The following is a 23,948-nucleotide window of genomic DNA, read 5'->3' as shown; positions in this document are numbered from 1 at the left end:
GGCGGTCGCCCCTACTGACCGTCCCAGGTCGGCTCGCCCACCCCAACCCCCTTTGAACCTTGGGAGTGGACATGTCCCGGATCCCCACGGAGCCAGACACCACTGAAAGAATCCCCGCCCAGGCCGGCACCCCCACCTCGGCCTCGGGCGGCTCGACGAACGCTCTGGACAGGTACTTCAAGATCTCGGCCAGAGGCTCGACCTTCGGCAACGAGATCCGCGGCGGACTGACCACCTTCATGGCGATGGCCTACATCGTCCTGCTCAACCCGCTCATCCTGAGCGGCGCCGACGTCACCGGCGCCAAGCTCGACCACGCCCAGCTCACCACCGCGACGGCGCTCGCCGCCGCCGTCACCACGATCCTGATGGGCGTGGTGGGCAACGTGCCGCTGGCGGTCGCCGCCGGCCTGTCGGTCTCCGGGGCGGTCTCCGCGCTGGTGGTGCCGCACACCACCTGGGCGCAGGCCTTCGGCCTCTGCGTCATCTACGGTCTGCTGATCGTGCTGCTGGTGGTCTCCGGGCTCCGCGAGAAGATCATGAACGGCATCCCACTGCCGCTCAAGCACGCGATCACCATCGGGATCGGCCTGTTCGTCTCGCTGATCGGTCTGCACAAGGCCGGCTTCGTGCAGAGCGGCGGGCCCACCCTGGTCTCGCTCGGGCCGCAGGGCGAGCTGACCGGCTGGCCGGTGGTCTGCTTCGCCGTCACGCTGCTGATCATCTTCGTGCTGCTGGCCCGCAACGTGCGCGGCGCCATCCTGATCGGCATCGCCTCGGGCACCGTCTTCGCCTTCGTGGTCAACGCGGTCGGCCACGTCCCCGCCAAGGCCTGGGGCAGCGCGCCGCCGGTCTGGCCGGGCAGCCCGGTCGCCGCGCCCGACTTCGGCCTGGTCGGCCACATCGACCTGTTCGGCGCCTTCGGCTCCAAGGGCATGGGCGCGATCAGCGCCTCGGTCGCGGTCTTCACCCTGGTGCTGGCAGGGTTCTTCGACGCGATGGCCACCATCATCGGCGTCGGCACCGAGGCCGGCCTGGCCGACAAGCAGGGCCGGATGCCCGGCCTGTCCAAGGCCCTGTTCATCGACGGCGCCGGCGGTGCGATCGGCGGCCTGTTCGGCGCCTCGGGCCAGACGGTCTTCGTCGAGTCGGCCACCGGCGTCGGTGAGGGCGCCCGGACCGGGTTGGCCTCCGCGGTCACCGGCGGTGTCTTCGCGCTGATGCTCTTCTTCTCCCCGCTGGCCGGCATCGTGCCGGTCGAGGTCGCCTCCGCCGCGCTGGTCGTGATCGGCTCGATGATGATGAGTCAGGCCCGGCACATCGACTGGGCCGACCGCGACGTGGCCATTCCGGCCTTCCTGACCTGCACGATGATGCCGTTCACCTACAGCATCACCGCGGGGGTCGCCGCCGGTGTGATCTCCTACACGGTGATCAAGGCCGGCAAGGGCAAGTGGCGCGAACCGGGTCCGCTGATGTGGATCCTGACCGCCGTCTTCGTCCTCTACTTCGCGCTCACACCGGTCAAGGAGTGGCTGGGGGTCCACTAGCGGTACCGGCGTGGTGCGGGGGGAGCCGACCGGCCGCCCGCACCACACCGCAGTCACCTCCACCCGTCCACCCGTCCACCCGCCCGCCGGACCACCGCCAGCCCCTCGACACCACCGATAGGAGCCACGGACATGCAGGACATCGCCGAGCAGTTGCAGGCCTGGCACGCCTCCGGGCGCTCCTTCGCGGTGGCCACCGTGGTCGGCGTCTCCGGCAGCGCGCCGCGCGATCCGGGCGCCGCGCTGGCCGTGGACGCGGACGGCGAGGCCGTCGGCAGCGTCTCCGGCGGCTGCGTGGAGGGCGCGGTCTACGAGCTGTGCCGGGAGGCGATCGACTCCGGGCAGCCGGTGCTCGAACAGTTCGGCTACAGCGACGAGGACGCCTTCGCGGTCGGGCTGACCTGCGGCGGCATCCTGGACGTCTTCGTCCAGCCGGTGGTGCCCGGAGCGGACGCCGGGCTGGACGCCGGCATCACCTACATCGCCTCCGGCACGCCGGTCGCGCTGGTCCGGCTGGTCGAGGGGCCCGCCGCGCTGCTCGGCGCCACCGTCGCGGTGACCGCCGACAGCCACCACGGCACCCTCTCGCCCGGTGGCCCCGCGACCACCGGAGCGCTGGAGCGCTCGGTGGTCGCCGAGGCCCGCGCGCTGCTGGACGCCGGCCGGACCGCCAAGGTCACGCTGGCGCTGGACGGCCGCCCCTGTGACCCTACGGCCGCGAGCACCGTCACCTTCTTCGTCGAGTCCTACGTCCCCAAGCCGCGGATGCTGGTCTTCGGCGCGATCGACTTCGCGGCCGCCGTGGTGCGGATCGGCAAGTTCCTCGGCTACCGCGTCACCGTCTGCGACGCCCGCCCGGTCTTCGCCACGAAGCGGCGCTTCCCGGAGGCCGACGAGGTGGTGGTCGACTGGCCGCACCGCTACCTGGACGCCCAACTCGCCGCACCCGACGGCACCGGAGGCCTCGACGGCCGCACCGTGCTGTGCGTGCTGACCCATGACGCCAAGTTCGACATCCCGCTGCTGGAGCGAGCGCTGCGGCTGCCGGTCGGCTTCGTCGGCGCGATGGGCTCGCGCAGGACCCACCTGGACCGCAACACCAGGCTGCGCGAAGTCGGGCTGAGCGAGGCCGAGATCGCCCGGCTCCGCTCGCCGATCGGCCTGGACCTCGGGGCCAGGACACCCGAGGAGACCGCCGTGGCGGTGGCCGCCGAGATCGTCGCCAGCCGGCGCGGCGGCGGCTGCCTGCCACTGTCGGCCGGCTCCGGCCCGATCCACCACGACCTGGAGCGCGCCGAGGCCCAACCTGCCAAGTCCCGGCGGGTCGCCTGACCGGCAGCTCAACGACCCGACTGACGCTCCGTCAATCCCCAGCAAGCTCCCAGGAACGCCGCTTTCTGCGGCGATACCGCACACTGGTCCCGTCCGGCACCCGCTGCCGGGCGGGACCGTGCGTGTTCCGGCCCGCAGAGAGTGGATGATGGCTCGGTGCAAAACGCAGATCAGTTCGGGTACGCCGACGCCGTCGGCCCGCCTCCGACCCCACCGACCGCCCCCGCGACCGCCACCGCCGCGTCCGCCGAGGAGTCCGACGGCGCGGGCGGCCCCGGGCAGCCGGAACGGCTCGGGCAGGCGGTGCTGGCCGCGCAGGCCGGCGACGAGGAGGCGTTCCGGGAGGTCTTCCGCGCCGTGCAGCCGCCGCTGCTGCGCTACCTGCGGGTCCTGGTCGGCGGGGACGGCTCAGTTGTCTCGGACGCCGAGGACATCGCCTCCGAGACCTGGCTGCAGATCGCCCGGGACCTGCACACCTTCCGCGGCGACGGCGACGGCTTCCGGGGCTGGGCCGCCACCATCGCGCGCCACCGGGCGCTGGACCATCTGCGGGCCCGGCGCCGGCGCCCGACCACCGAGCTCCCGGAGGAGTACCTGACCGAACTGCCCGCCCGGGACGACACCGAGGGCAGTGCGCTGGCCACCGTCGGCACCCAGCAGGCGCTGGCGCTGATCGCCCGGCTGCCCAAGGACCAGGCGGAGGCGGTGCTGCTGCGGGTGGTGCTGCAGCTGGACGCGGAGAGCGCGGCCCGGGTCCTCGGCAAGCGGGCCGGCAGCGTGCGGATGGCCGCCCACCGGGGCCTGCGCAGACTCGCCGGTCTGCTGGAATCCCCGGGCGCACTACCCGCGCCACGTGGTTCGTCGAAGCGGTTCGAAAAAAAATCCGCCGAAGGTGTGACACAACCCGCAGCCTCGACGCTGAAGGACATGAGATGAGCACCAACCGATCCCGTCGGATCGACCGCGACGCCGCCGAGCACCTGCTGGCCGGCGCGGCGGACGTTTCGCCGGGCGGTCCTGGCGCCCTCTCCGGACTGCTCGCCGCCGCGGCCGCTCCTGCGACCGCGGACGAACTGGCCGGGGAGGAGGCGGCCGTGGCCGCGTTCCGGGAGGCCGCTCGGCTCACGTCCTACTCGTCCGCCGCCCAGCCCGCCACGAAACCGTCCCGGAGTCGCCCGATGGCCGCTTGCGTACCGCAGGGGTTCCGCGTTCCCGCGCGGTTCCTCGGTGCCAAGGCCGTGGTCGCGGCGCTCGCGGTGACGGCGATCGGCGGGGTCGCGGTAGCGGCGGGAACGGGGCACCTGCCGGCGGTGCTGGGCGGCTCCGGCCACTCGGCGACCAGCGACAACGTGGCTGCCACCGGATCGGCCTCGGCCACCCCGCCCGGCAGCCGCGGCGGGGATGAACAGTCCATGCGGCCGGGCCCCGGGCCGAGCTCCGGCGGGCCGGCGGCCAAACGGCCGCTGCCCGGTGGATCGGCGGCGGCACCGGCCGGGGCTTCGGCCGGGGCTTCGGCCGGCTCGGACGGTCAGGGCGACGGCGCGGCGAGCAGCAGGCCCGGCGTCTCCCCGCCGCCCGGCAAGGCCGTCCCGGCCACACCCGGCGAGTCGGGGCTGTCCGCCCTGCTGCTGCCGCTCTGCCGGCTGTGGCCGGGCGACGACCAGCCGGGTACCAGCGACTCCCGGTTCGAGCCGCTGACGCGCGCGGCGGGCGGCTCGAACCGGGTACGGGCGTACTGCGCCGCGCTGCCGGACGGCGGCCAGGGACCGGGTCCGGGCCGGCCGGGCGGCAAGGACACCCCCGGCTCCTCCCCGGTTCCCGCGCCACGCACCGGCGCTCCCACGCCGGTCCGCCCGCCGGTCGGTGGTGGGCCCGCTCCGACGCCGCCCGGCGGCGACGGCCGCGGCCACGCCCCGCAGGGGCAGGGCGGCGGCGCGGGAACAGCGGCGGCGACAACGGCCACGGGAGGCAGTGAGCCGTAGGACTGCGGTAACCCCCTCAGACTCCGGGACGGTGGTGGCTTCCCCGGGCACGCCACCCTCCCGGAACTCCGGCGGCCCTGACTGTGCATGAGCTCGGTCGCCGGTCCGGACGGGGTGACGGACTCCCCCGGGTCCGTCACCCCGCGGCCGAAGGCCGGTGAGGACACCTCCCGGCCGGAGGCTGGGGGAGAGTCTGGGCCCGGCAAGGTTGGGGTCGGCCGGGCCGGGCCCAGACTCTTCCTCGCCCGCGCGACGCCCGCGGCGTGCGGGTCCACGGTGGAGATGAAGGACCGACGACGTGCGCTCCGCACTCGTCTTCCCATGAGTCCAACACAACCTCAGCACACTTTCGGGTGACCAGCGGTCGCGCTACGTGTAGGGTGCGAGGAACGGTCGAACGCCGGTGCGTTTGACCACAGTTGTGAAGTTCCGGGGGGAATGTTGTCATGCGCTTGACATAGACCGTTCATTCGACACCCCTTCCCCCACGACGCGGAGGCCCGATGGCCAAGCCCCTCCTCCACCGCCCCGGTTCGACTGGGGAGCACCAGCTGCAGGAGGCCTACGGCTCCACCGAGCGCGCCGAACGCTTCTACCGCGAACAGGTACTGGACCACCTCAACCCGCGGATGCGGGAGTTCGTCGCCCGCCAGGAGATGGCCTTCGTCGCCACCTCGGACGCGAGCGGCGAGTGCGACGCCAGCTTCCGGGCCGGCCCGCCCGGCTTCCTGCACGTGATCGACCCGCACACCCTGGCCTACCCCGAGTACCGGGGCAACGGCGTCATGGCGAGCCTGGGCAACATCAGCGAGAACGGCCATGTCGGCCTGCTCCTGGTGGACTTCGTCCACGACGTGATCGGCCTGCACATCAACGGGCGGGCCCGCGTACTGGAGGACGCCCAGCTGCGCCCGTACGTCCCCGCCCTGCCGCTGGAGACCGTGCCGGGGCGGCGCGCCGAACACTGGGTCCTGGTCGACATCGACGAGGCCTACCTGCACTGCGCCAAGCACATCCCCCGGTTCGTCCCCGCGCCGCGCACCCGCGCCTGGGGCACCGACGACACCCGGCGCAAGGGCGGCGACTTCTTCGGCGCCAAGGAAACCAGCCAACACGTTATCTGACGGAGCGTCACCCACGACCATGACGGACAATCCGACTCTGATCCGCGACAGCTTCGCGCTGGTACAGCAGCACTCGGACAAGCTCACCGGCCACTTCTACGCGACGCTCTTCCTGCACAACCCCGAGGTCCGCGAGCTCTTCCCGCCCGCGATGGACGTGCAGCGCGACCGGCTCTTCCGGGCCCTGGCCGGCGCCGTCCGGATGCTCGACCGCCCCGCCGAACTGACCTCGTTCCTGGAGCAGCTGGGCCGCGACCACCGCAAGTACGGGGTGCGCACCGAGCACTACGAGGCGGTCGGCAGCGCCCTGCTCGCCACCCTGCGCCGGTTCGCGGGCGAGGCCTGGACGCCGGCGCACGAGAGCGCCTGGAGCGAGGCCTACGGTCTGATCGCCGCCGCGATGAGCGGCGCCGCCGAGGCGGAGGCCGGCCGGACCCCGTCGAGTTGGCTGGCCGAGGTGGTCGGACACGAGCAGCGCGCCCCGGACCTCGCGGTGCTGACGCTGCGCCCGGACACCCCGTTCCCCTACCGGGCCGGGCAGTACACCACGGTGGAGACCGCCCGCTGGCCGCGCGTCTGGCGGCCGTACTCGATCGCCAACGCCCCGCGCCGGGACGGCCTGCTGACCCTGCACGTGCGGGCGGTGCCGGCCGGCTGGGTGAGCAATACGCTGGTGCACCACACCCGGGTCGGCGACGTGGTCAGGCTCGGCCCGGGGCGCGGCTCCATGACGCTGCCGGACCGGCCCTCGCGACGGGTGGTCTGCGTCGCCGGTGGCACCGGGCTCGCCCCGGTCAAGGCGCTGGTCGAGGAGATGATCGCACGCCACCGGCCGCTCACCCTGCACCTGTTCGTCGGCGCCCGGCAGCAGTGCGATCTCTACGACCTGCAGAGCCTGCGCCAACTCGCCAGTGTCTTCCCCCGGTTACTGCTGGTCCCGGTGATCTCCGCGGAGATCGGCTATCCGGGCGTGCAGGGCCGGCTGCCCGAGGTGGTGCCGGACCAGGGCCACTGGCCGGAGCACGAGGTGTTCGTGGCCGGCCCGGACGACATGGTGGTCAGCATGGTCGAGCGGTTCCAGCGCGACGGGGTGCCCGCCGAGCGGCTGCACTACGACCTGAGCACCACGCCGGCCGAACTCGACATCACCTCGGGCCTGCTGGACGGCAGCACGGGCCTGCTGGACGGTGGCGGCGGGCTGCTGGGCAGCCGCCCGGGCCGGCCGGAGGGCGGCGAGCCCGCCGGCCGCTGACCTGGGGCCGCTCCGGCGGGGCCGCGCTCTCAGCCCGCGTTGATCCGGGCCGCCCGCCGGAGCAGGCCGGGCGCCAGCCGTCCGACCCAGCGCGCCGCCTTCGCCTCCAGCGTCACCGGCACCACCGGCTTGCCGGTGCGCACCGCGCGGACGATCTCGGCGGCCACCTTCTCCGGCGGGAAGCCCCGCCGGGCGTAGAGCTTGGCCGCCCGGGCCTGCTTGGCGGCCTGCTCGCTGCTGGAGGTACCGGAGAAGGTCGAGGTCCGGGTGATGTTGGTGTTCACGATGCCGGGGCAGATCGCGCTCACCCCGATACCGCTGTCGGCCAGTTCGGCCCGCAGGCAGTCGGAGAGCATCAGCACCGCGGCCTTGCTGGTGGCGTAGGCGGCCAGCACCTTGGAGGGCAGATAGGCGGCGGCCGAGGCCAGGTTGACGATGTGCCCGCCCTGGTCCCGCTCGACCATCAGGGCGCCGAAGGCCCGGCAACCGTGGATCACACCCCACAGGTTGACGTCCAGCACCCGCTGCCACTCCTTCTCGGTGGTCTGCAGGAAGGTGCCCGAGTGGCCGATCCCGGCATTGTTGACCAGCACGTCCGGCACCCCGTGCGCCGCCGCCACCTGCCGCGCGAAGTCGTCGACGGCCGCGCCGTCGCTGACGTCCACCTGGTAGGCGTGGCCCACGCCGCCCACCAGCGCGACCAGTTCGGCGGTCCGCTCGGCCGCCTCCAGGTCCAGGTCGCAGACCACGACGGTGGCGCCCTGCTCGCCGAAGGCCAGCGCGGTGGCCCGGCCGATCCCGCTGCCGGCGCCCGTGACGACCACCAACTGCTGGGCCGCCCCGGCCGGTTCGCCGCCGCTCTCGATCCGCCCGGTGAACTCGCGCACCATCTGGGCCACCACCGGGCCCTGTTCGAGCAGCGCGGACCAGTGGGTGGCGTTCAGCTCACGCCGGGTGAGGCTGGGCACCCAGCGCTCCAGGCCCTCGGAGAGGAAGGCGTTGACGTAGCGGTCGCGGCGCAGCGCGATCAGCTGCACCGGCACCTCGGTGGGCCGCTCGCGCGGGTTGCGCAGCGTGGGACGCATGTTGGCACGGTACAACTCGATGCCGCGCACCGCGTCCTGACGCAGCGTCCGCTGGGGGTGGCCGGCCCGGGGCCGGACCTCCTCCAGGTCGCGCAGCACCCGGGGCCAGGCCCTGGCCAGGCCGAGCCGCCAGGTCGCGGGTGCCAGGAAGGGCAGGTGGAAGGCGGCGATGTACCAGGAGTGCGCGCTCTGGACCAGGAGCTGGCGCAGGTGGCGGGGGGTGGGCCGGCGCATCCGGTGGCGGATCCAGTGGCCCATGTGGTCCAGGCAGGGCCCGGACATCGTGGTGTAGGAGGCGAGTCGGCGCTCGGCGCCGGGTTCGGTGACGGCCTCCCAGGACTGCAGCGAGCCCCAGTCGTGCGCGACCACGTGCACCGGGCGCTCGGGGCTGACCGCGTCGGCCACCGCGAACAGGTCGGCCGCCAGCAGCGGCAGCCGGTACTCCGCGCGGCTGCGCGGCACCGAGGACTCGCCGGCCCCGCGCACGTCGTAGCGGACCACGTGGTGGTCGGCGGCGAGCTCGGCGGCCACGTCGTCCCAGACCCGGTGGGTGTCGGGATAGCCGTGCACCAGCAGCACGGTGGGCGCCGCGGGGTCGCCCTGTTCGAAGACGGCCAGGTCGATGCCGGCGCTGTGCACGGTGCGACGGCGGACAGCGGGGTTCTCACTCACGCGGTGGTCTCCTCAAGCGTCGTCCAGCGCCGCACGTGCGGCAGCTCGTCATCCAACCAGTAGGCGTCGTCCTCGGTCACCACCAGGAGTTCCTCGAACTTGATGCCGACCGCGCGGAAGGCGATGTGCGGCTCGACCGCCCACAGCCCGGGGGTGGGCGCGTGGCGCGAGGAGCGGCCGTCGGCCCAGAGCGGGGAGCGCCCGTGCAGGCGCTCGCTGATCAGCTCCCGGCCCAGGGTCTGCAGGGTGCGCACACCGAAGCCGAAGAGGTTCACGCCCATCGGCGCGCGGCTGGTGTTGCGGGTCACCTGGTGGCCGATCACCCGGCCCGGGTAGACCTGGTGGCGATTGTCGTAGCCGTGCCGGGCGATCTGCGCGTCGACGGCCGCGTAGACCTCGTTCAGCGGCTTGCGGGCCCGCACCTCGCGCAGGATCAGCTCCCGGTAGACCTTGAGGTCCAGGGCGAGGCGGTCCCAGACCGGGTTGTCGCCGACCTTGCCGCCGTAGCCGATGTCGGCGGTGTAGCCGTCCACCACCGGGGCGCAGTCCAGCACGTAGGGCATGCCCTCCTGGAGCACCCGGGAGCCGGCGAAGAACTGCAGCGGGGTGTGGAAGTGGCGGAAGGCGGTGCGGTCGCCGAACCAGGCGAACGGGATGTGGAAGAAGTCCCGCACCCCGGCGGCGACCAGGCAGCGGCGCAGCTGGGCGGTGGCCTGCCGCTCGGTGACCCCGGGTTCGATCCAGGCGGCGACCTGTTCGGCGCAGTGGTAGGCCAGTTGCTGGACCTCGCGGAAGCGGTCCAGGTCCTGGGCGGTGTAGCGGAAGCCGGGGGTGCTCGTCACGGTCACGGTCAGACCTCCAGGACCAGGGTCTCGCCCTCGGCCGCCCGGGAGACGCAGGGCAGCAGGGCGCCGCTCGCGCGCTCCTCGGCGGTGAGCCGGCGGTCGCGGTGTTCGGGGGTGCCGGCCAGCAGCTGGACCCGGCAGGTGCCGCAGAACCCCTGGTGGCAGGAGTAGGGCAGGTCGGGCCTGGCCTCGCGCAGCACGTCCAGCGCCGAGCGGTCGGCGGGGACGGGCAGCTGTTCGCCGGCTGCGCCGAGTTGGAGCGTGAACGGGTGACCGCCCTGGACCGGGGCGGCGCCGAAGCGCTCGTAGTGCAGGGCGGTGGCGGGCGAGGCCTCGAAGGCGGCCTGGACGGCGGCCAGCATCGGGGCCGGGCCGCAGCAGTAGACCGCGCTGCCGGGGCGGGCCGGGGCCAGCAGTTGGGCGCCGGTGGGGACGCTGCCGCTGATCAGGGTCACCCGCGCGGGGTCCAGCGCGCGCAGCTCCTCGGTGAAGGGCATCGACTCCTCGCTGCGCCCCGCGTGCACCAGCTGCCAGTCCAGGCCGCGCCGCTGGGCCTCCCGGGCCATCGGCAGCAGCGGGGTGATGCCGATCCCGCCGGCCACCAGCAGCAGCCGCGGCTCGCCGCAGAAGGCGAAGCCGTTGCGCGGGCCGCGGACCGTCAGCCGGGCACCGAGGTGCAGGTCCTCGTGGATCTCGCGCGAGCCGCCACCGCCGTCGGCGATCCGGCGCACGGCGATCCGGTAGGCGGTGCGGTCGGCCGGGTCGCCGCAGAGCGAGTAGTGGCGCTCGCGGCCGGAGGGCAGGGTGAGGCGCAGGTGGGCGCCCGGCTGCCAGGCGGGCAGCCGGTCGCCGGAGGGGTCGGCGAGGCGCAGCTCGACCACGTCCTCGGCGACCGGGCGGTGGGCGGTGATCACCAGCGAGAGCGGGGCTCGCGAGCGGGGGGCGGGCAGGCGCGGGCTGCGGCGCAGCAGGGGGCGGCCCATCGCGGGGGTGTAGACGTCGCCGAAGACGGTGACGGCGTGCATGAAGCGGTCCGGCCCGGGGCGGCCGTAGAGGTCCGGCGGGGGCGTGTCGACGTCGAGCCGCGTGGTGCGGTGGAAGGCGGTGGTGGGCGCGGGCGGGGTCGCGAGCGGGGCGGCACCCCCGGGGTCGGTGCCGGCCGGGGCAGCGGGGGCGGCCTCGGCCGGGGCGGTGCTCTGCGGGGCCATCGGGTGGCTCTTCTCCATCGGGCGCTCCTCGGGCGGCGTCAGCGGGCGGCGGCGCGAGCGGCCGGCGAGGTGGCGAGGTAGCCGAGCGCCTGCGCGCTGGAGCCCTCCTGGGTCGGGTGGTAGCCGGGCCGCAGGTAGCGCAGCCCCGAGCGCAGCGACTGCAGCGGGTCGGGCAGCAGTCCGCGCTGGGAGATCTCCCAGGCCTGCCGCCAGGTCGGCCTGATCCGCCCGGCCAGGGTCGGGTCGGCGGCCAGCAGGAAGCGCACCCCGCGCACCCACAGGTGCACCAGCAGCGGTCCGGAGACCGTCATGCCGCGCAGCCTGCGCAGGTAGCCCGGGTCCAGGTGCACCATCAGGTCGAAGGCGACGCTGCGGTGCTCGACCTCCTCCGCGCCGTGCCAGCGCAGCAGGTCCAGCATCGTCGCGTCGGCCTTCGCCCGGTCCAGGCCGGGCGAGTTGAGCGCCCAGTCGCCCAGGAACGCGGTGAAGTGCTCGATCGCGGCGACGAAGGCGACCCGCTCGATGATGTTCTCCCGCCGCTGCCGCGGGCCCAGCCGCGGCTTCTCGCCGAGCACCCGCTGGAACAGCCAGGCGATCTGCCGCACGTAGGGCCGCGGGTCGATCCCCTGGGTGAGCAGGTGGTCGAGCACCTCCTGGTGCGCCTCGGCGTGGATCGACTCCTGGCCGATGAAGCCGAGCACCTCCTCGCGCAGCTGCTCGTCGGTGATCAGCGGCAGGGCGTCCTTGAACACCTTGATGAACCAGCGCTCGCCCTCGGGCAGCAGCAGGTGGAGCACGTTGATGGTGTGGGTGGCGACGGGCTCGTCGGGGATCCAGTGCAGCGGGAGCGCGCTCCAGTCGAACTTCACGTCGCGCGGCTCCAGCACGAGGTCCGCGTGCACCTCGGGGGCGTTTCTGGGCATGGGGGAACCCTCCTGGGCGGCGGGGGTGGCGTCAGCACCTCAAACTACTGGCGGGTATCGCAGGCCACAAGAGGTTCGGCGGGTCTTATCGACAACGCGTCTAATAGGAGATCGGTCGGCGGAACAGCACTGAGGGGGGTGGCCGCGGCCACCCCCCTTGGTGCCGAGCGGGCTCAGCCCTTCTCGCTCCCGCGGTGCTTGGCCCGCAGCCGCCACGGCATCCAGGCCGACTCCAGCTGCGTGTTGATCGACATCTTCGACTCGCCCGAGGCACGCTGCCCGAAGCGGATCGGCACCTCGACGATGCGCACCCCGGCCTTGGCGGCCAGGTACTTCATCTCCACCTGGAACGAGTAGCCGTTGGACTCGATCCGCTCCAGGCCGACCGCCGCCAGCGCCTCCTTGGACCACAGGTTGTACCCGGCGGTGACGTCGGCCGCCGGCACGCTCAGGATCGTCTTCACGTAGAAGTTGGCCCACTTGGAGAGCAGCCGGCGGTGCGCGGCCCAGGCCTCGTCCAACGAGCCGCCGGAGGTGTACCGGGAGCCGATCACCACGCCGGCGCCGTTGCGGGCCGCCTCGATCATGTCCCGCAGCGCCGTCGGCGGGTGCGAGAAGTCGGCGTCCATCTGGACCACCAGGTCGGCGCCGTCGGCCACCGCCTTGCCCATCCCGGCCCGGTACGCACGGCCCAGGCCGTCCTTGGTCGTGCGGTGCATCACCGAGATCACCCCGGGGTGCTCCTCGGCCAGCTTGTCGGCCACCTCGCCGGTGCCGTCGGGGCTCCCGTCGTCCACCACGAGGATGCCGAGGTCCTCGATTTCCAGGTTGAGTATCTCCTGAACGATCCGGGGGAGGTTCTCGACCTCGTTGTAAGTCGGGATCACCACAACGGTGTTGGTGGTCACGGGGTGCGCTCCGTTCAGCGGGAGTCAGCTGGTTTCACTGGCCGCGAACCGAGCGGCCCACCGCGCCATCTAACTCACATGTTCGCAAGGACAGCTGAGAGCTAATCACACCGGCCAAGTCACCGAGAAAACAGCCCTTCAGCGGACCCTGAGCGCACCGTCGATCGTTCCCGAACCGGTCCGGTTCCTCAGACCGCCATCGCCAGCATCAGCGGCGCCGCCCGCTCGGCGAGCAGTTCGGCCGCGGCGCGCAGCCGGTGCGCGTTGGCCACCGGGAGCGACATCGCCAGGCAGCCCACCGTGGAGCCGGCCGTCACGGGGACGGCGGCGCAGACGGTCCCGAGGGCGTACTCCTGGAGGTCCAGCACCGGCATGGTGGCGGGCTGGCGCTCAAGGCGCTGCATCAGCTGGTCGGCGTCGGTGATGGTGCGCGAGGTGAGCCGGGCGATGGGATGGCGGGCCAGGTGGTCCAGCCGGCCGTCGTGGTCGAGCTGGCTGAGCAGGCACTTGCCGATCGCACTGGCGTGGGCGGTGGCCTTGAAGTCGACCCACTCGTGGACGGCCGGGGCGTGCTCGGCCTCGGCGACCGCCTCGACGCGCAGTTCGCCGTCGTGGTAGCGGCTGAAGTAGACGGCGGCGCCGAGCTCGTCGCACAGCTCGGTCAGCTTGTGCTGGAGGCGGATGCGGATCAGCTGCTCGCGGTTGTACTGGCCGAGCATCGCGAAGGTGCCGCCCAGCACCCAGCCGACATCGGTGGACTGGAGGTACCCCTCGGTGCAGAGCAGACCCGCCAGGTCGCGCACCACGGGTTCGGGCAGGCCGGTCTCCCGGACCAGGTCGGCCAGGCCCGCGCCGTACGGGTGGCGGTCGGCGGCCTCCAACAGGCGCAGCGCGCGCCGCAGTGAGGTGTGCGGTCCGAACTCGCCCTGGTCCAGCATGATCTGATGACCCTGACCGTGTGCCGGCATGGCCTCCCCTTCCGCTGCCCTGGGTAACCTCCACAGCCTATCCACCGATCGCCCGGCGCACCCCCAGGTCCGGCGAGAATCCCGCTGGTGACGGGTATTGGCCGAATGGCATATGCCAGACGGTCGCCGGGCCGGTCGGTGCGGGCCGGCAGGTTTGGCGGCGGATCGGACACCTGACGGCAGCCGGACGGGCCGCCTCCCCGCTGCCCGGGGAGGCGGCCCGCCTGAGGGTGGTGAAATGGAGCGGGAACGGTCCGACAAACCCTGGGAGGCTCAGCCCTCGTCGCGGGCGCGGAGCTTGGCCACGGCGGCCTCCAGCCGGCTGCCGTACTCCTCGTCGGCGGCGTGGAAGTGCGCCAGGTTCTTCTCGATCACGTCCTCGCGGGTGACCTGGGCGAGGAAGCCCGCGAGGTTGTCGATCAGCCGGGACCTCTCGCCCTCGGACATCAGCCGGTACAGCTCACCGGCCTGGAAGAAGTCGTCGTCCTTGGTGTGCGCCGGCGTGCCGTAGGTGCCGGTGTGGCCGTTCAGCGCGAGCGGGGCCGCCAGCGGCCGGTCGCTCTGCGCCGGGCCGTCGTAGGAGTTGGGCTCGTAGTTCTTGCCGCGTCCGGCCTTGTTGACGGCCGAGAAGCCGTCGCGCCCGTAGTTGTCGACCTCGGTGGCCCTGGGCGCGTTGACGGCGAGCAGCGTGTGGTTGACGCCGAGCCGGTAGCGCTGGGCGTCCGCGTAGGCGAACAGGCGGCCCTGGAGCATCTTGTCGGGCGAGGGGCCGATGCCGGGCACGAAGTTGTTCGGCGAGAAGGCGGCCTGCTCGACCTCGGCGAAGACGTTCTCCGGGTTCCGGTTCAGCACCAGGCGGCCGACCTTGACCAGCGGGTAGTCCGCGTGCGGCCAGACCTTGGTGAGGTCGAAGGGGTTGAAGCGGTAGTCGGCCGCCTCGGCCACCGGCATCAGCTGGACGTACAGGGTCCAGGACGGGAAGACCCCGCGCTCGATCGCCTGGTGCAGGTCGCGCTGGTGGCTGTCGGCGTCGCCGCCCACCACCTCGGCGGCCTGGGCGCCGTCCAGCGAGCGGACGCCCTGGTTGGTCTTGAAGTGGTACTTGACCCAGAACGCCTCGCCCTCCTCGTTGACCCACTGGTAGGTGTGCGAGCCGTAGCCGTTCATGTGGCGGTAGGAGGCCGGGATGCCGCGGTCGCCGAAGAGCCAGGTGACCTGGTGGGTGGCCTCGGGGGCGTGCGCCCAGAAGTCCCAGACGTTGTCGGCCTCGGTGATCCCGGTGAACGGGTCGCGCTTCTGCGAGTGGATGAAGTCGGGGAACTTCAGCGGGTCCTTGATGAAGAAGACCGGGGTGTTGTTGCCGACCAGGTCGTAGTTGCCCTCGGCGGTGTAGAACTTCAGCGCGAAGCCGCGCGGGTCACGCACCGCGTCGTTGGCGCCCAGGTTGCCGGCCACGGTGGAGAAGCGCAGGAAGACCTCGGTGCGCTTGCCGACCTCGGCCAGGAAGTCCGCGCGGGTGTACTTGGCGACCTCGTCGGTCACCTCGAAGTAGCCGTACGCGCCGGAGCCGCGGGCGTGCACCACCCGCTCCGGGATGCGCTCGCGGTTGAACCGGGCGAGCTTCTCCAGCAGCTGCTGGTCCTGGATGAGCAGCGGGCCGTACTCGCCGGCCGAGGCCGAGTTCTGGTTGTCGGCGATCGGGGCGCCGGACTCGGTGGTCAGGTTCTTGGGCATGGGGGTCCTTCGGTTCTTCAGGTACGGGAGTTGCTGGTGAGCAAGAACGGAGGGCGAAGTCAGGGGAAGGTCAGACGCCGAGCAGGCGCCAGATCGCGGCGGCCCGGCGCGAGGTCTCGGTGCCGTCCGGGCCGTCGGCCGGGCGCAGCGCGGTCACGGCGGCGGTCACCTCGGCGGGCGCGGCCAGCGGACGCGCCGCGGCCAGCTCTCCCGCCTCGGCCGCGGTCAGCCCGGCCTCGGTGAGCGCCTGGGCGGCCTCGCCGGCGGGCAGCGCGTTGAACCAGCGCAGCGCGAGCGCGGCGCGCCCCGCCTCGGTGAGCCGGCCGGTCAGCCGCAGCCGGGCCACCCCGCCGTCCGGGTAGACGTTCAGCCGCACGTGGGTGGCCGGGCGGCCGGCGTTCGGGGCGCCGGCCGCAAGACGCAGCCGGTGCCGGGTGTCGGGCTCCAGGCGGGTGCGCGGCAGGATCTCGAACCAGCCCTGGGCGTCGGTGGCGGGGTCACCGCCGGTGGAGGCGTCGTAGCCCACCAGGTCGGCCCAGCCGGGGGCGTTGGCCACGAAGTGGGTGGTGTCCACCTCGGCGGCCAGCACCTCGCCGCCCCCGGCCAGGGCGATCCGCACCCAGTCGTTGGCCTTGTCGCGCCGACGCCGGGTCTCCCAGCCCTCGCCCATGACGGAGGCGCGGCCGGGAGCGTTCAGGTTGTGCGGGGAGGAAAAGTAGCGGTCCGAGGCGGCCTCGGCCACCCCGCCGAACTCCTGCGCGGCCAGGTCGAAGGTCAGCCCGTCCAGGTCGCGCGGGTCGGGCAGTACTTCGCCGTGCACCCGCAGCCGGGCGACCCCGCCGTCCGGCCAGATGTTGAGCCGCACGTGGGTGTAGCGGGTCGGGTCCTGGACGGCGAACTCGTGCGCGGTGTCGCCGCGCAGCGCGGTGCGCGGCACCAGGTCGGTCCACGCGGCCCCGGCCAGCTCGCCGGCCGAGGGGATCCCGGGTATCGAGGCGCCCTGCACCGAGCCGCTCTCGGGGTAGTTGCCGGTGAAGTGCGCGGTGTCCACGATCACGCCGTGGATCCGTCCCGCGACGCCCAGTCGGACGATCGTCCAGTCGTGGTCCTGGTCGGTGGGGTGCGGCTGCTCGGCGCTGACCCCGCGCCGGCGCTTGCTCTCCCAGCCGTCCATGATCTGGCCCTTGTGGCCGAAGGTGTGCGGCCGGAACTCGGCGGGCTCGGCCACCAGCAGGTTCTCCGCGTCCGCGAAGGTGTCCTCGTTGGTGGCCACCACGCCGGCGCCCAGCAGCCGGGAGGCGAGGTTGACCAGCTCGGTGAAGGGAGCGGCCGGGGTCTGACTGGTACTCATGTTCTCGCTCCTCAGCGGTCGGAAGGGGTCAGTGATTGCGGAGGATCTGCCGGCCGAACGGGGCCGCGTCCACGTCCACCACTCGTCCGCGCAGCCAGGTGGTGGTGACCAGGCCGGTCAGCTTGCGGCCCGCGTAAGGCGTGACCGGGTTGCGGTGGTGCAGCTCAGCGGGTTCGACGGCGAACTCGGTGTCCGGGTCGAAGGCGACCAGGTCGGCGTCGTGTCCCACGGCGATCGCGCCCTTGACGCCGTCCAGCCCGACCAGCGAGGCGGGCCCGGCGGCCATCCAGCGGACCACGTCGGCCAGGGTGTGGCCGCGGCGGCGGGCCTCGGTCCAGATCGCCGGCAGGCCGAGCTGGAGCGAGGCGATGCCGCCCCAGGCGAGGGCGAAGTCGCCGCTGCCGCCGTCCTTTCGACGGAGCTTCAATTTCGCGGTGGACGGCGAGTGGTCGGAGACGATCCCGATGAACTCGCCAGCCGCCAGCGCCTCCCAGAGCCGGTCGCGGTTGGACTCGTCGCGGATCGGCGGGCAGCACTTGAAGGCGGTGTCGCCGTCCGGTATCTCCTCGGCGGCCAGCGTCAGGTAGTGCGGGCAGGTCTCGGCGGTGACCCGGACACCGTCCGCGCGGGCCTGGGCCAGCAGCGGCAGCACCGCCGCCGAGGAGACGTGCAGGATGTGCACCCGGGCGCCGGTGCGCCGGGCGGTCTCCAGCAGCCGGGCGACGGCGGCCGTCTCGGAGTCGTCGGGCCGTGAGGCGAGGTAGTCGCGGTAGTGCGCGCCGGGGACCTGCGGGGCGGCGGCGAGCACCGCCGGGTCCTCCGCGTGGATGATCGCCAGCGCCCCGAGCCTGGCCTGCTCGGCGAGCGCCTCCTCCAGGGCGGGCGCTTCGAGGTGCGGGAACTCGTCGACGCCGGAGGGCGACAGGAAGCTCTTGAAGCCGAACACCCCGGCGCGGTGCAGCGGTTCGAGGTCCCCGGTGTTGCCGGGAACGGCGCCGCCCCAGAACCCAAGGTCGACCCAGGCCTGCCCCTCGGCGACCCCGCGCTTGGCCGCGAGGCCGGCGAGCGTGGTGGTCGGCGGTATGGAGTTGAGCGGCATGTCGATGACGGTGGTGACGCCGCCGGCCGCGGCGGCCCGGGTGGCGCTGGCGAAGCCCTCCCACTCGGTGCGGCCCGGCTCGTTGACGTGCACGTGGGTGTCGACCAGGCCGGGCAGCAGCGCGAGGTCGCCGAGGTCGGTGAGCGCGGCGCCGGTGAGCTCGGTACCGGTGAGCTCGGCACCGGTTTCGGTGAGCGAGCCGTGGGCGGCGATCCGCTCGATCCGGCCCTCGCGCACCAGGACGTCGGCTGGGCGCTCGCCGTCGGGGAGGACCACACGACGGGAGCGGATCACCTCGGTCGATGCGTGAGGGGTGCCGAACTGCTGCATCAGGACCTCCGACTGGGCTTGCGCTGCGGTGGGGTGGCTCGGAGCCTAGGCCCGCCTTCAACAAAACGTCAATGTAGGAAAATACGATGAACGGGAGCCGTAGCGGCGGTACCCGCGGGTGCCCGACCGGTCCTACCGGAGCAGGTCCCGGGCCAGCCGCTCGCCCGCCACCTCGGCGAGTTCGGCGGCCTTGGTGAGGCTGTCCCCCGGCTGTTCGGCCAGGTCGGTCAGCGCGTACGCGGCCACGAACCCGGCCCGGCGCCACTGGCTCTCGGCCAGTTCGAGCCGGCCGGCCACCGCGGCCACCGGAACCCCCGCCCCGGCGGCCGCGGCGGCGACCCCGGCGGGGGCCTTGCCATGGAGCGTCTGCGCGTCCAGGCAGCCCTCGCCGGTCACGACCAGGCGTGCCCCACGCACGGCCTCGTCGAAGCCCAGCAGTTCGAGCAGCAGCTCGATGCCGGGCCGCATGGTGGCGCCGAGCAGCGCCAGGGCGGCGAAACCGACCCCGCCCGCCGCCCCGGCGCCGGGAGCCTGCCGGAAGTCCGCGCCGATGGTCGCACCGACCACCTCGGCCCACCGGGTCAGGCCCGCTTCCAGCACCACCAGCTCCGCGCCGTCCGCGCCCTTCTGCGGTCCGTAGACGGCGGTGGCGCCGCGCGGGCCGAGCAGCGGGTTGTCCACGTCGCAGGCGACGACGACCTCCACGCCGTTGAGCGTGTCGGCCAGCGAGCCCAGGTCCAGGCGGTGCAGCCGGCGCAGGGCCGCACCGCCCGGCGGCAGTTCGCCGCCCTCGGCGTCGTACAGGCCGATGCCGAGCGCCTGGACCATGCCCGCACCGCCGTCGGTGCAGGCGCTGCCGCCCAGGCCCAGCACGACCCGCTTGACCCCGAGGCCGACGGCCCGGCCGATCAGCTGGCCGACCCCGAAGGAGCCGGCCGCCAGCGGGGCGGTGCGCCCGCCGGGCAGCCGGGCCAGGCCCGAGGCCTGGGCGAGCTCGACGACGGCGGTGCTGCCCTTGACGGCGATCGCGGCATCCACCGGCAGGCCGGTGGGGCCGGCCACCTTGACCGGGATCCGGGTGAACCCGGCGGCCAGCGCGGCGGCCAGCGTGCCCTCGCCGCCGTCGGCCACCGGCAGCTCGCGGACCTCGACGCCGGGTACCACCCGGCGGATGCCCGCGGCCAGCCGCGCGGCGACCTCGGCACCCTCCAGGGTGCCCTTGAACTTGTCGGGAGCTACGACCACGTGGCCCTGGGTGGGGGTGGCGGGCATGGTGCTGGCCTCACTTCCGAGTCGAGCTGAACTGACGGTCGATCACATGCTCCATGATCGAAGCGGGGTGCGACCCCCTCCCGCCGTTTCCCCCCGTCCCGCTTCCGACGTACGGGGGGCTCCCCTCGGCGGGAGGGGGCCGGGCGGCCGGGTGCACGACCGAAGTGCGCCCGGGCCGCCGGTTGGCACGACCAGCGGGGAGCGGATTCTCGCCCCAGCTCTCCCGCTGGTCGAAAGTGCCCTCCTGGTGACGCGGGCACGACCGGACAGGTACACGCCACCAGGAGGAGTCTGTGGTGCCCGGGCCCGGTGGGCCCGGGCGGGCCCAGCTACTTGACCTCGCGACCCGCCAGGCGCTCCACGCCGCGCAGCAGGGCCGAGTGGTCCAGCGAGCCGTCACCGTTGGCCCGGGCCGAGGCGACCAGCTGGGCGACGAGCGAGCCGACCGGCAGCGGCGCCTCGACCGCGCGCGCGGCGGCGGTGACGATGCCCATGTCCTTGTGGTGCAGGTCGATCCGGAAGCCCGGGGCGAACTGCCGCTCGGTCATGTTGGCCTTCTTGCGGTTGAGCACCGTGGAGCCGGCCAGGCCGCCCGCGAGCACGTCCAGCGCGGCCGGCAGGTCCACGCCCGCGTTCTCCAGGAAGACCACGGCCTCGGCCACCACCTGGATGTTGACCGCCACGATCAGCTGGTTGGCGGCCTTGACCGTCTGGCCGGCGCCGACGGGGCCGACGTGGATCACCGTGGTGCCGAGCACGTCGAAGAGCGGCTTCGCCTCGGCGAAGTCCTCGGCGGCGCCACCGACCATGATCGAGAGCACCGCCTCGATCGCGCCCGCCTCGCCGCCGGAGACCGGGGCGTCCAGGGTGCGGATGCCCTTCTCCTTGGCGGCGGCCTCGACCTTGATCGAGGTCTGCGGGGTGATCGAGGACATGTCGATCACCAGGCTGCCGGGCGCGGCGTGCTCCAGCACCCCGCCCTCGCCGAGGATGACCTGCTCGACCTGCGGGTCGGCGGGGACCATGGTGATGACCACCTCGGCGTCCCGGACCGCGTCCGCGATGCTGCTCGCACCGTGGCCGCCGGCCGCCACCAGGGCGTCGATCTGCGGCTGCGTGAGGTTGAAGCCGGTCACGTGGTGCCCGGCCTTGACCAGGTTGGCGGCCATCGGGCTGCCCATGATGCCGAGGCCGATGAAGGCGATCTTGCGGGAGGCGCTCATCGCGTTGAATCCTTTGGTACGAGGGGAAGGTGAATGAGGGGGGCGAGCCCGCAGGTCAGCCGGCGCGCAGCTCGCGCGGCAGCCAGGCGAAGCTGTCGGCGCTGACGCCCGTGGACGGCTTGTACTCCAGGCCGATCCGGCCGGTGTAGCCGGCCGCGGTGAGGCGGCCCAGCAGGTCCTCGAAGTCCAGCCCGCCGGTGCCGGGTTCGTTGCGGCCCGGGTTGTCGGCGATCTGCACGTGGCCGATCCGGTCGGCGTAGTTCTCGACGACCGCGGCCAGGTCCTCGCCGTTGACGGCCAGGTGGTAGAAGTCGCAGAGGAACTTGGCGTTGCCGAGCCCGGTGGCCGCGTTGATCCGGTCGACCACCTCGACGGCGGCCTTGGCGGTGTGCAGCGGGTAGTCCGGTGCGTCCACCTTGTTCAGCGCCTCGATCAGCAGGATCGCGCCGATCGAGTGGGCGGCCCGGGCGGCGAGGGTGAGGTTCTCCAGCGCGAGCGCGTCCTGCTCGGCCGCCGGGACGTCGGCGACCCGGTTGCCGTAGAGCGCGTTGAGCGCGCCGGCGCCCAGCGACTGGGCGAGCGCGGCGGCAACCGGGATGTTCGCCCGGAACCGGTCCCGCTCGGCGGGCACCGACGCGGTGCCCTTGGCGCCGACCGTGAGGTCGTCCAGGAAGTTCAGGCCGGTCAGCCGCACGCCGGCGTCGACGAAGGCCTTGCGCAGCGCGTCCAGCTCCTCGTCGGACGGCGTGGTCGCGGTGCCGAAGGGCCACCACAGCTCCGCCGCGGTGAAGCCGGCGGCGGCCGCGGCGGCGGGGCGCTCCAGCAACGGGAGCTCGCTGAACAGGATCGACAGGTTGACCGTGTAGCTGTGCTCGGAAGCGGCTGTCACGTCCCTCACCTTTCACTTCTTCTCCCCCGGCGGTCGGCCGGCGGGACCCTCAGCCCCACGATTTCCATCATGTGGAAGAAGGATTCTGCTTGGTGGAAGCTTGCCATGAGCACCCGAGGGAGTGTCAAGACTCCTGCAACAGTTTGTTGAACCCGCCGGCCGATGCCGTGCCATCGGGCCTTCCCCGCGACCCCCCGCTCACCAGGGCCTCTCTTGCGGATCTTGCCGGGCGCGCGACGCCGGGCATCCCGCCTGGACGCACCGACGAAGAGCCCAAGTACGACCCAGTACGAGGACCCTCCGCCGGCACGCCCAGCCGGGCGCCCAACGCCGCACGCTGATCCGACAAGATCCACAAGAGAGGCCCTAAAGTGAGCTGGTGCGATTGATGGTGGAGTTCACGACAGAACCGTTCGAATTGGTCACCTTCCCCGACCACGCCGCGGCGGCCCGCCGGGTGGTCGACGAGGCCGGCCTGGCCGTCTCGGTCGGCCCCTTCGGGACCAGCGCCGAGGGCGAGGCCGAGCAGGTGCTCGCCGCGGTCTCCCGACTGCTGCACGACACCCTGGACGCCGGCGCGAGCCGGATCTCCGTCCAGGTCAGCGTGCTGCCCGAGACCGAGCCCCAGGCGCCCGAAGGAGTGGATACGCAGTGAGCGACGCCCTGGAACACCCGCTCGCCCGAGCGATAAAGCCACTGCTCGACGCGGTCGGCGCCACCCCGCTCGCCATCGGCGAGGCGAAGCCGGACGACGTGGTCCTGGAGTGGGACGGCAACCCGGCCCTCGCCGTGCGGCTGCCCCACCTGAGCAGCGCGCTCGACCGCCTGCTGGCCGAGATGACCCGCCAGTTCGACGGCCGTCCGCTCAGCGAGCTGGACCGGCTGGAGAAGCAGCGGGTGGTCGCCCTGCTGGAGGAGCGCGGCGCCTTCACCGTGCGGCACGGGGTGGAGACGGTCGCCTCCGCCCTGGGCGTCAGCCGGTTCACGGTGTACAACTACCTGAACCGCCAGATCGACGGGCCGAAGTCCGACTGAGCCCGGCCAGGCCAGTCTCACCGACGGGCACTTCGGGCACACTTGGTGGATCGCACACGAAAGCGGGCGAGGACCGCAGGCGGTTCGAAACGTAACCACCAAGGCTTCAACAAACTGTTGACGCCCCGGGGTGGTGGATCTAGTTTTTGCGGGTGGCACCACTCTTCAGGAGGTCCACCCGTGACCAACCACCCCTACGCGACCGCTGACGCGGCCGACGCCCTCACGGCGCTGGCCGCGACCCCGGACGCCGAGCTGGAGCGGACACTGCTCGAAGTCTGCTCCAGCCCCCGCTGGGCCGCCGCCGTCGCCGGCCGCCGGCCCTGGTCCGACCGCTCGGCCCTGCTGGCCGCCAACCAGGCGGCGATGCGGGAGCTGGCGGTCGCCGATCTCAACGACGCGATGGCCGGCCACGCCCGGATCGGCAAGCCCAAGGCGGGCGACGCCACCTCCGAGCGCGAGCAGGCCGGCATCCAGGGAGTGGACCAAGCACTCCTTGCCGAACTGGACGAGGCCAACGCCGCCTACGAGGCGAAGTTCGGCCATGTGTTCCTGATCTGCGCCACCGGGCGCACCGCGGCCACCATGCTCGCCGCGCTGCGCGAGCGCCACCCCAACACCGCGGCCGCCGAGGCCGAGATCGTCCGGGGCGAGCTGCGCAAGATCAACGACATCCGGCTCAACCGCCTGCTGGACGAGCCCCTCAGCTGACGCCACGTCAGACAATGACGATCAGCGGTTTCCGGCATCCCGGAATCTGACGATCCGTCACCACCATCACCAGTAAGGTCACTTCCGCCATGACTGGCATCTCCACCCACGTGCTCGACACCAGCCTCGGCCGCCCGGCCGAGGGCGTTCCGGTCGAGCTCGCACTCACCACCGAGGGTGGCTGGCAGGTGCTCGGCACCTGCGCCACGGACTCCGACGGCCGGGCCAAGGACCTGCCGGCCGTGGAGGCGGGCTCGGTCGTCCGGCTCCGCTTCGACACCGCCGCCTACTACCGGCACGCGTCGAGCGGGACGCCGTTCTTCCCCGAGGTCTCGATCGTCTTCACGGTCGCGCCCGCGCAGCACCACTATCACGTGCCGCTGCTGCTGAACCCCTTCGGATATTCCGTCTACCGCGGAAGCTAGACGGTCAACACAGCAAAGGAGCCGACGGCC

Annotated in this window: 21 protein-coding genes and 1 pseudogene; 10 read left to right on the top strand and 12 right to left on the bottom strand. The window is 72.9% G+C overall.

Annotated features, from left to right (window positions below; genetic code table 11):
• Positions 1 to 71: 71 nt before the first annotated feature.
• From ACFZB9_RS31270 to ACFZB9_RS31245, 6 genes are all read left to right on the top strand, one after another.
• Entirely contained in the window at positions 72 to 1,550 is a 1,479-nt protein-coding gene (locus tag ACFZB9_RS31270; RefSeq protein ID WP_391452779.1) for an NCS2 family permease, read from the top strand.
• A gap of 132 nt (positions 1,551 to 1,682) precedes the next feature.
• Positions 1,683 to 2,882, top strand: a complete 1,200-nt coding sequence (locus ACFZB9_RS31265; protein ID WP_391452777.1) for an XdhC family protein — start codon at positions 1,683 to 1,685, stop codon at positions 2,880 to 2,882.
• Between the two features lie 303 nt (positions 2,883 to 3,185).
• Positions 3,186 to 3,818, top strand: a complete 633-nt coding sequence (locus ACFZB9_RS31260) for an RNA polymerase sigma factor (RefSeq protein ID WP_391452906.1) — start codon at positions 3,186 to 3,188, stop codon at positions 3,816 to 3,818.
• The gene (locus ACFZB9_RS31255; RefSeq protein ID WP_391452775.1) at positions 3,815 to 4,864 is read left to right on the top strand and encodes a hypothetical protein; all 1,050 of its coding nucleotides are present in this window, start codon (positions 3,815 to 3,817) and stop codon (positions 4,862 to 4,864) included. Before ACFZB9_RS31260 ends, ACFZB9_RS31255 begins: the two co-directional genes overlap by 4 nt.
• Positions 4,865 to 5,367: 503 nt before the next feature.
• Positions 5,368 to 5,988: a pyridoxamine 5'-phosphate oxidase family protein gene (locus ACFZB9_RS31250; protein ID WP_391452773.1), complete on the top strand. Its 621-nt coding sequence runs from the start codon at positions 5,368 to 5,370 to the stop codon at positions 5,986 to 5,988.
• 19 nt (positions 5,989 to 6,007) lie between these two features.
• Complete coding sequence (locus ACFZB9_RS31245; protein ID WP_391452771.1) at positions 6,008 to 7,240, top strand: globin domain-containing protein; 1,233 nt, start codon at positions 6,008 to 6,010, stop codon at positions 7,238 to 7,240.
• Between the two features lie 29 nt (positions 7,241 to 7,269).
• Here the strand turns inward: ACFZB9_RS31245 and ACFZB9_RS31240 are convergent, their stop codons facing one another.
• The 12 genes and pseudogenes from ACFZB9_RS31240 to ACFZB9_RS31185 form a co-directional block, all read right to left on the bottom strand.
• Positions 7,270 to 8,997: an SDR family oxidoreductase gene (locus ACFZB9_RS31240; RefSeq protein WP_391452769.1), complete on the bottom strand. Its 1,728-nt coding sequence runs from the start codon at positions 8,995 to 8,997 to the stop codon at positions 7,270 to 7,272.
• Positions 8,994 to 9,845, bottom strand: a complete 852-nt coding sequence (locus ACFZB9_RS31235) for a M24 family metallopeptidase (RefSeq protein WP_391452767.1) — start codon at positions 9,843 to 9,845, stop codon at positions 8,994 to 8,996. Before ACFZB9_RS31235 ends, ACFZB9_RS31240 begins: the two co-directional genes overlap by 4 nt.
• 2 nt (positions 9,846 to 9,847) lie before the next feature.
• Entirely contained in the window at positions 9,848 to 11,068 is a 1,221-nt protein-coding gene (locus ACFZB9_RS31230) for a PDR/VanB family oxidoreductase (protein WP_391452765.1), read from the bottom strand.
• Positions 11,069 to 11,088: 20 nt separating this feature from the next.
• The gene (locus ACFZB9_RS31225) at positions 11,089 to 11,973 is read right to left on the bottom strand and encodes a metal-dependent hydrolase (protein ID WP_391452763.1); all 885 of its coding nucleotides are present in this window, start codon (positions 11,971 to 11,973) and stop codon (positions 11,089 to 11,091) included.
• Positions 11,974 to 12,146: 173 nt separating this feature from the next.
• Positions 12,147 to 12,881 carry a polyprenol monophosphomannose synthase gene (locus tag ACFZB9_RS31220; protein ID WP_391452762.1) on the bottom strand — a complete coding sequence of 245 codons (735 nt, stop codon included), beginning with the start codon at positions 12,879 to 12,881 and terminating at the stop codon, positions 12,147 to 12,149.
• 188 nt (positions 12,882 to 13,069) lie between these two features.
• Positions 13,070 to 13,822, bottom strand: coding sequence for an IclR family transcriptional regulator (locus tag ACFZB9_RS31215; protein WP_391452905.1), 753 nt, complete (start codon positions 13,820 to 13,822; stop codon positions 13,070 to 13,072).
• Between the two features lie 300 nt (positions 13,823 to 14,122).
• A complete protein-coding gene (locus tag ACFZB9_RS31210) occupies positions 14,123 to 15,583 on the bottom strand; it encodes a catalase (RefSeq protein WP_391452760.1) in 1,461 nt (486 codons plus the stop codon).
• A gap of 283 nt (positions 15,584 to 15,866) precedes the next feature.
• Positions 15,867 to 16,934: pseudogene (gene alc / locus ACFZB9_RS31205) on the bottom strand (allantoicase); the annotation flags it as partial.
• 28 nt (positions 16,935 to 16,962) lie between these two features.
• On the bottom strand, positions 16,963 to 18,363 hold the full coding sequence (allB, locus tag ACFZB9_RS31200; RefSeq protein WP_391452758.1) for an allantoinase AllB: 1,401 nt from the start codon (positions 18,361 to 18,363) through the stop codon (positions 16,963 to 16,965).
• Positions 18,364 to 18,495: 132 nt separating this feature from the next.
• Positions 18,496 to 19,635 (bottom strand): glycerate kinase, encoded by a 1,140-nt coding sequence (locus ACFZB9_RS31195; RefSeq protein ID WP_391452756.1) that lies wholly within the window; start codon positions 19,633 to 19,635, stop codon positions 18,496 to 18,498.
• 329 nt (positions 19,636 to 19,964) lie between these two features.
• Entirely contained in the window at positions 19,965 to 20,858 is an 894-nt protein-coding gene (locus tag ACFZB9_RS31190) for a 2-hydroxy-3-oxopropionate reductase (RefSeq protein WP_391452754.1), read from the bottom strand.
• A gap of 55 nt (positions 20,859 to 20,913) precedes the next feature.
• Positions 20,914 to 21,756, bottom strand: a complete 843-nt coding sequence (locus ACFZB9_RS31185; protein WP_391452752.1) for a hydroxypyruvate isomerase family protein — start codon at positions 21,754 to 21,756, stop codon at positions 20,914 to 20,916.
• Positions 21,757 to 22,126: 370 nt separating this feature from the next.
• Between ACFZB9_RS31185 and ACFZB9_RS31180 the strand changes: the two genes are divergently transcribed.
• The 4 genes from ACFZB9_RS31180 to uraH all read left to right on the top strand — a co-directional run bounded on the left by ACFZB9_RS31180 (position 22,127) and on the right by uraH (position 23,918).
• A complete protein-coding gene (locus tag ACFZB9_RS31180; protein ID WP_391452750.1) occupies positions 22,127 to 22,402 on the top strand; it encodes a thiamine-binding protein in 276 nt (91 codons plus the stop codon).
• Positions 22,399 to 22,782 carry a helix-turn-helix domain-containing protein gene (locus tag ACFZB9_RS31175; protein WP_391452748.1) on the top strand — a complete coding sequence of 128 codons (384 nt, stop codon included), beginning with the start codon at positions 22,399 to 22,401 and terminating at the stop codon, positions 22,780 to 22,782. The genes ACFZB9_RS31180 and ACFZB9_RS31175 overlap by 4 nt, the downstream gene beginning before the upstream one ends.
• A 180-nt stretch (positions 22,783 to 22,962) precedes the next feature.
• On the top strand, positions 22,963 to 23,493 hold the full coding sequence (gene uraD, locus ACFZB9_RS31170) for a 2-oxo-4-hydroxy-4-carboxy-5-ureidoimidazoline decarboxylase (protein ID WP_391452747.1): 531 nt from the start codon (positions 22,963 to 22,965) through the stop codon (positions 23,491 to 23,493).
• 89 nt (positions 23,494 to 23,582) lie between these two features.
• Positions 23,583 to 23,918, top strand: a complete 336-nt coding sequence (uraH, locus tag ACFZB9_RS31165) for a hydroxyisourate hydrolase (protein WP_391452744.1) — start codon at positions 23,583 to 23,585, stop codon at positions 23,916 to 23,918.
• Positions 23,919 to 23,948 lie beyond the last annotated feature (30 nt).

This window comes from Kitasatospora sp. NPDC008050 (assembly GCF_042957465.1).
Classification (GTDB): Bacteria; Actinomycetota; Actinomycetes; order Streptomycetales; family Streptomycetaceae; genus Kitasatospora.
The sequence above is the reverse complement of the archived record's forward strand: the minus strand, read 5'-3'. Positions and strand labels throughout refer to the sequence as shown.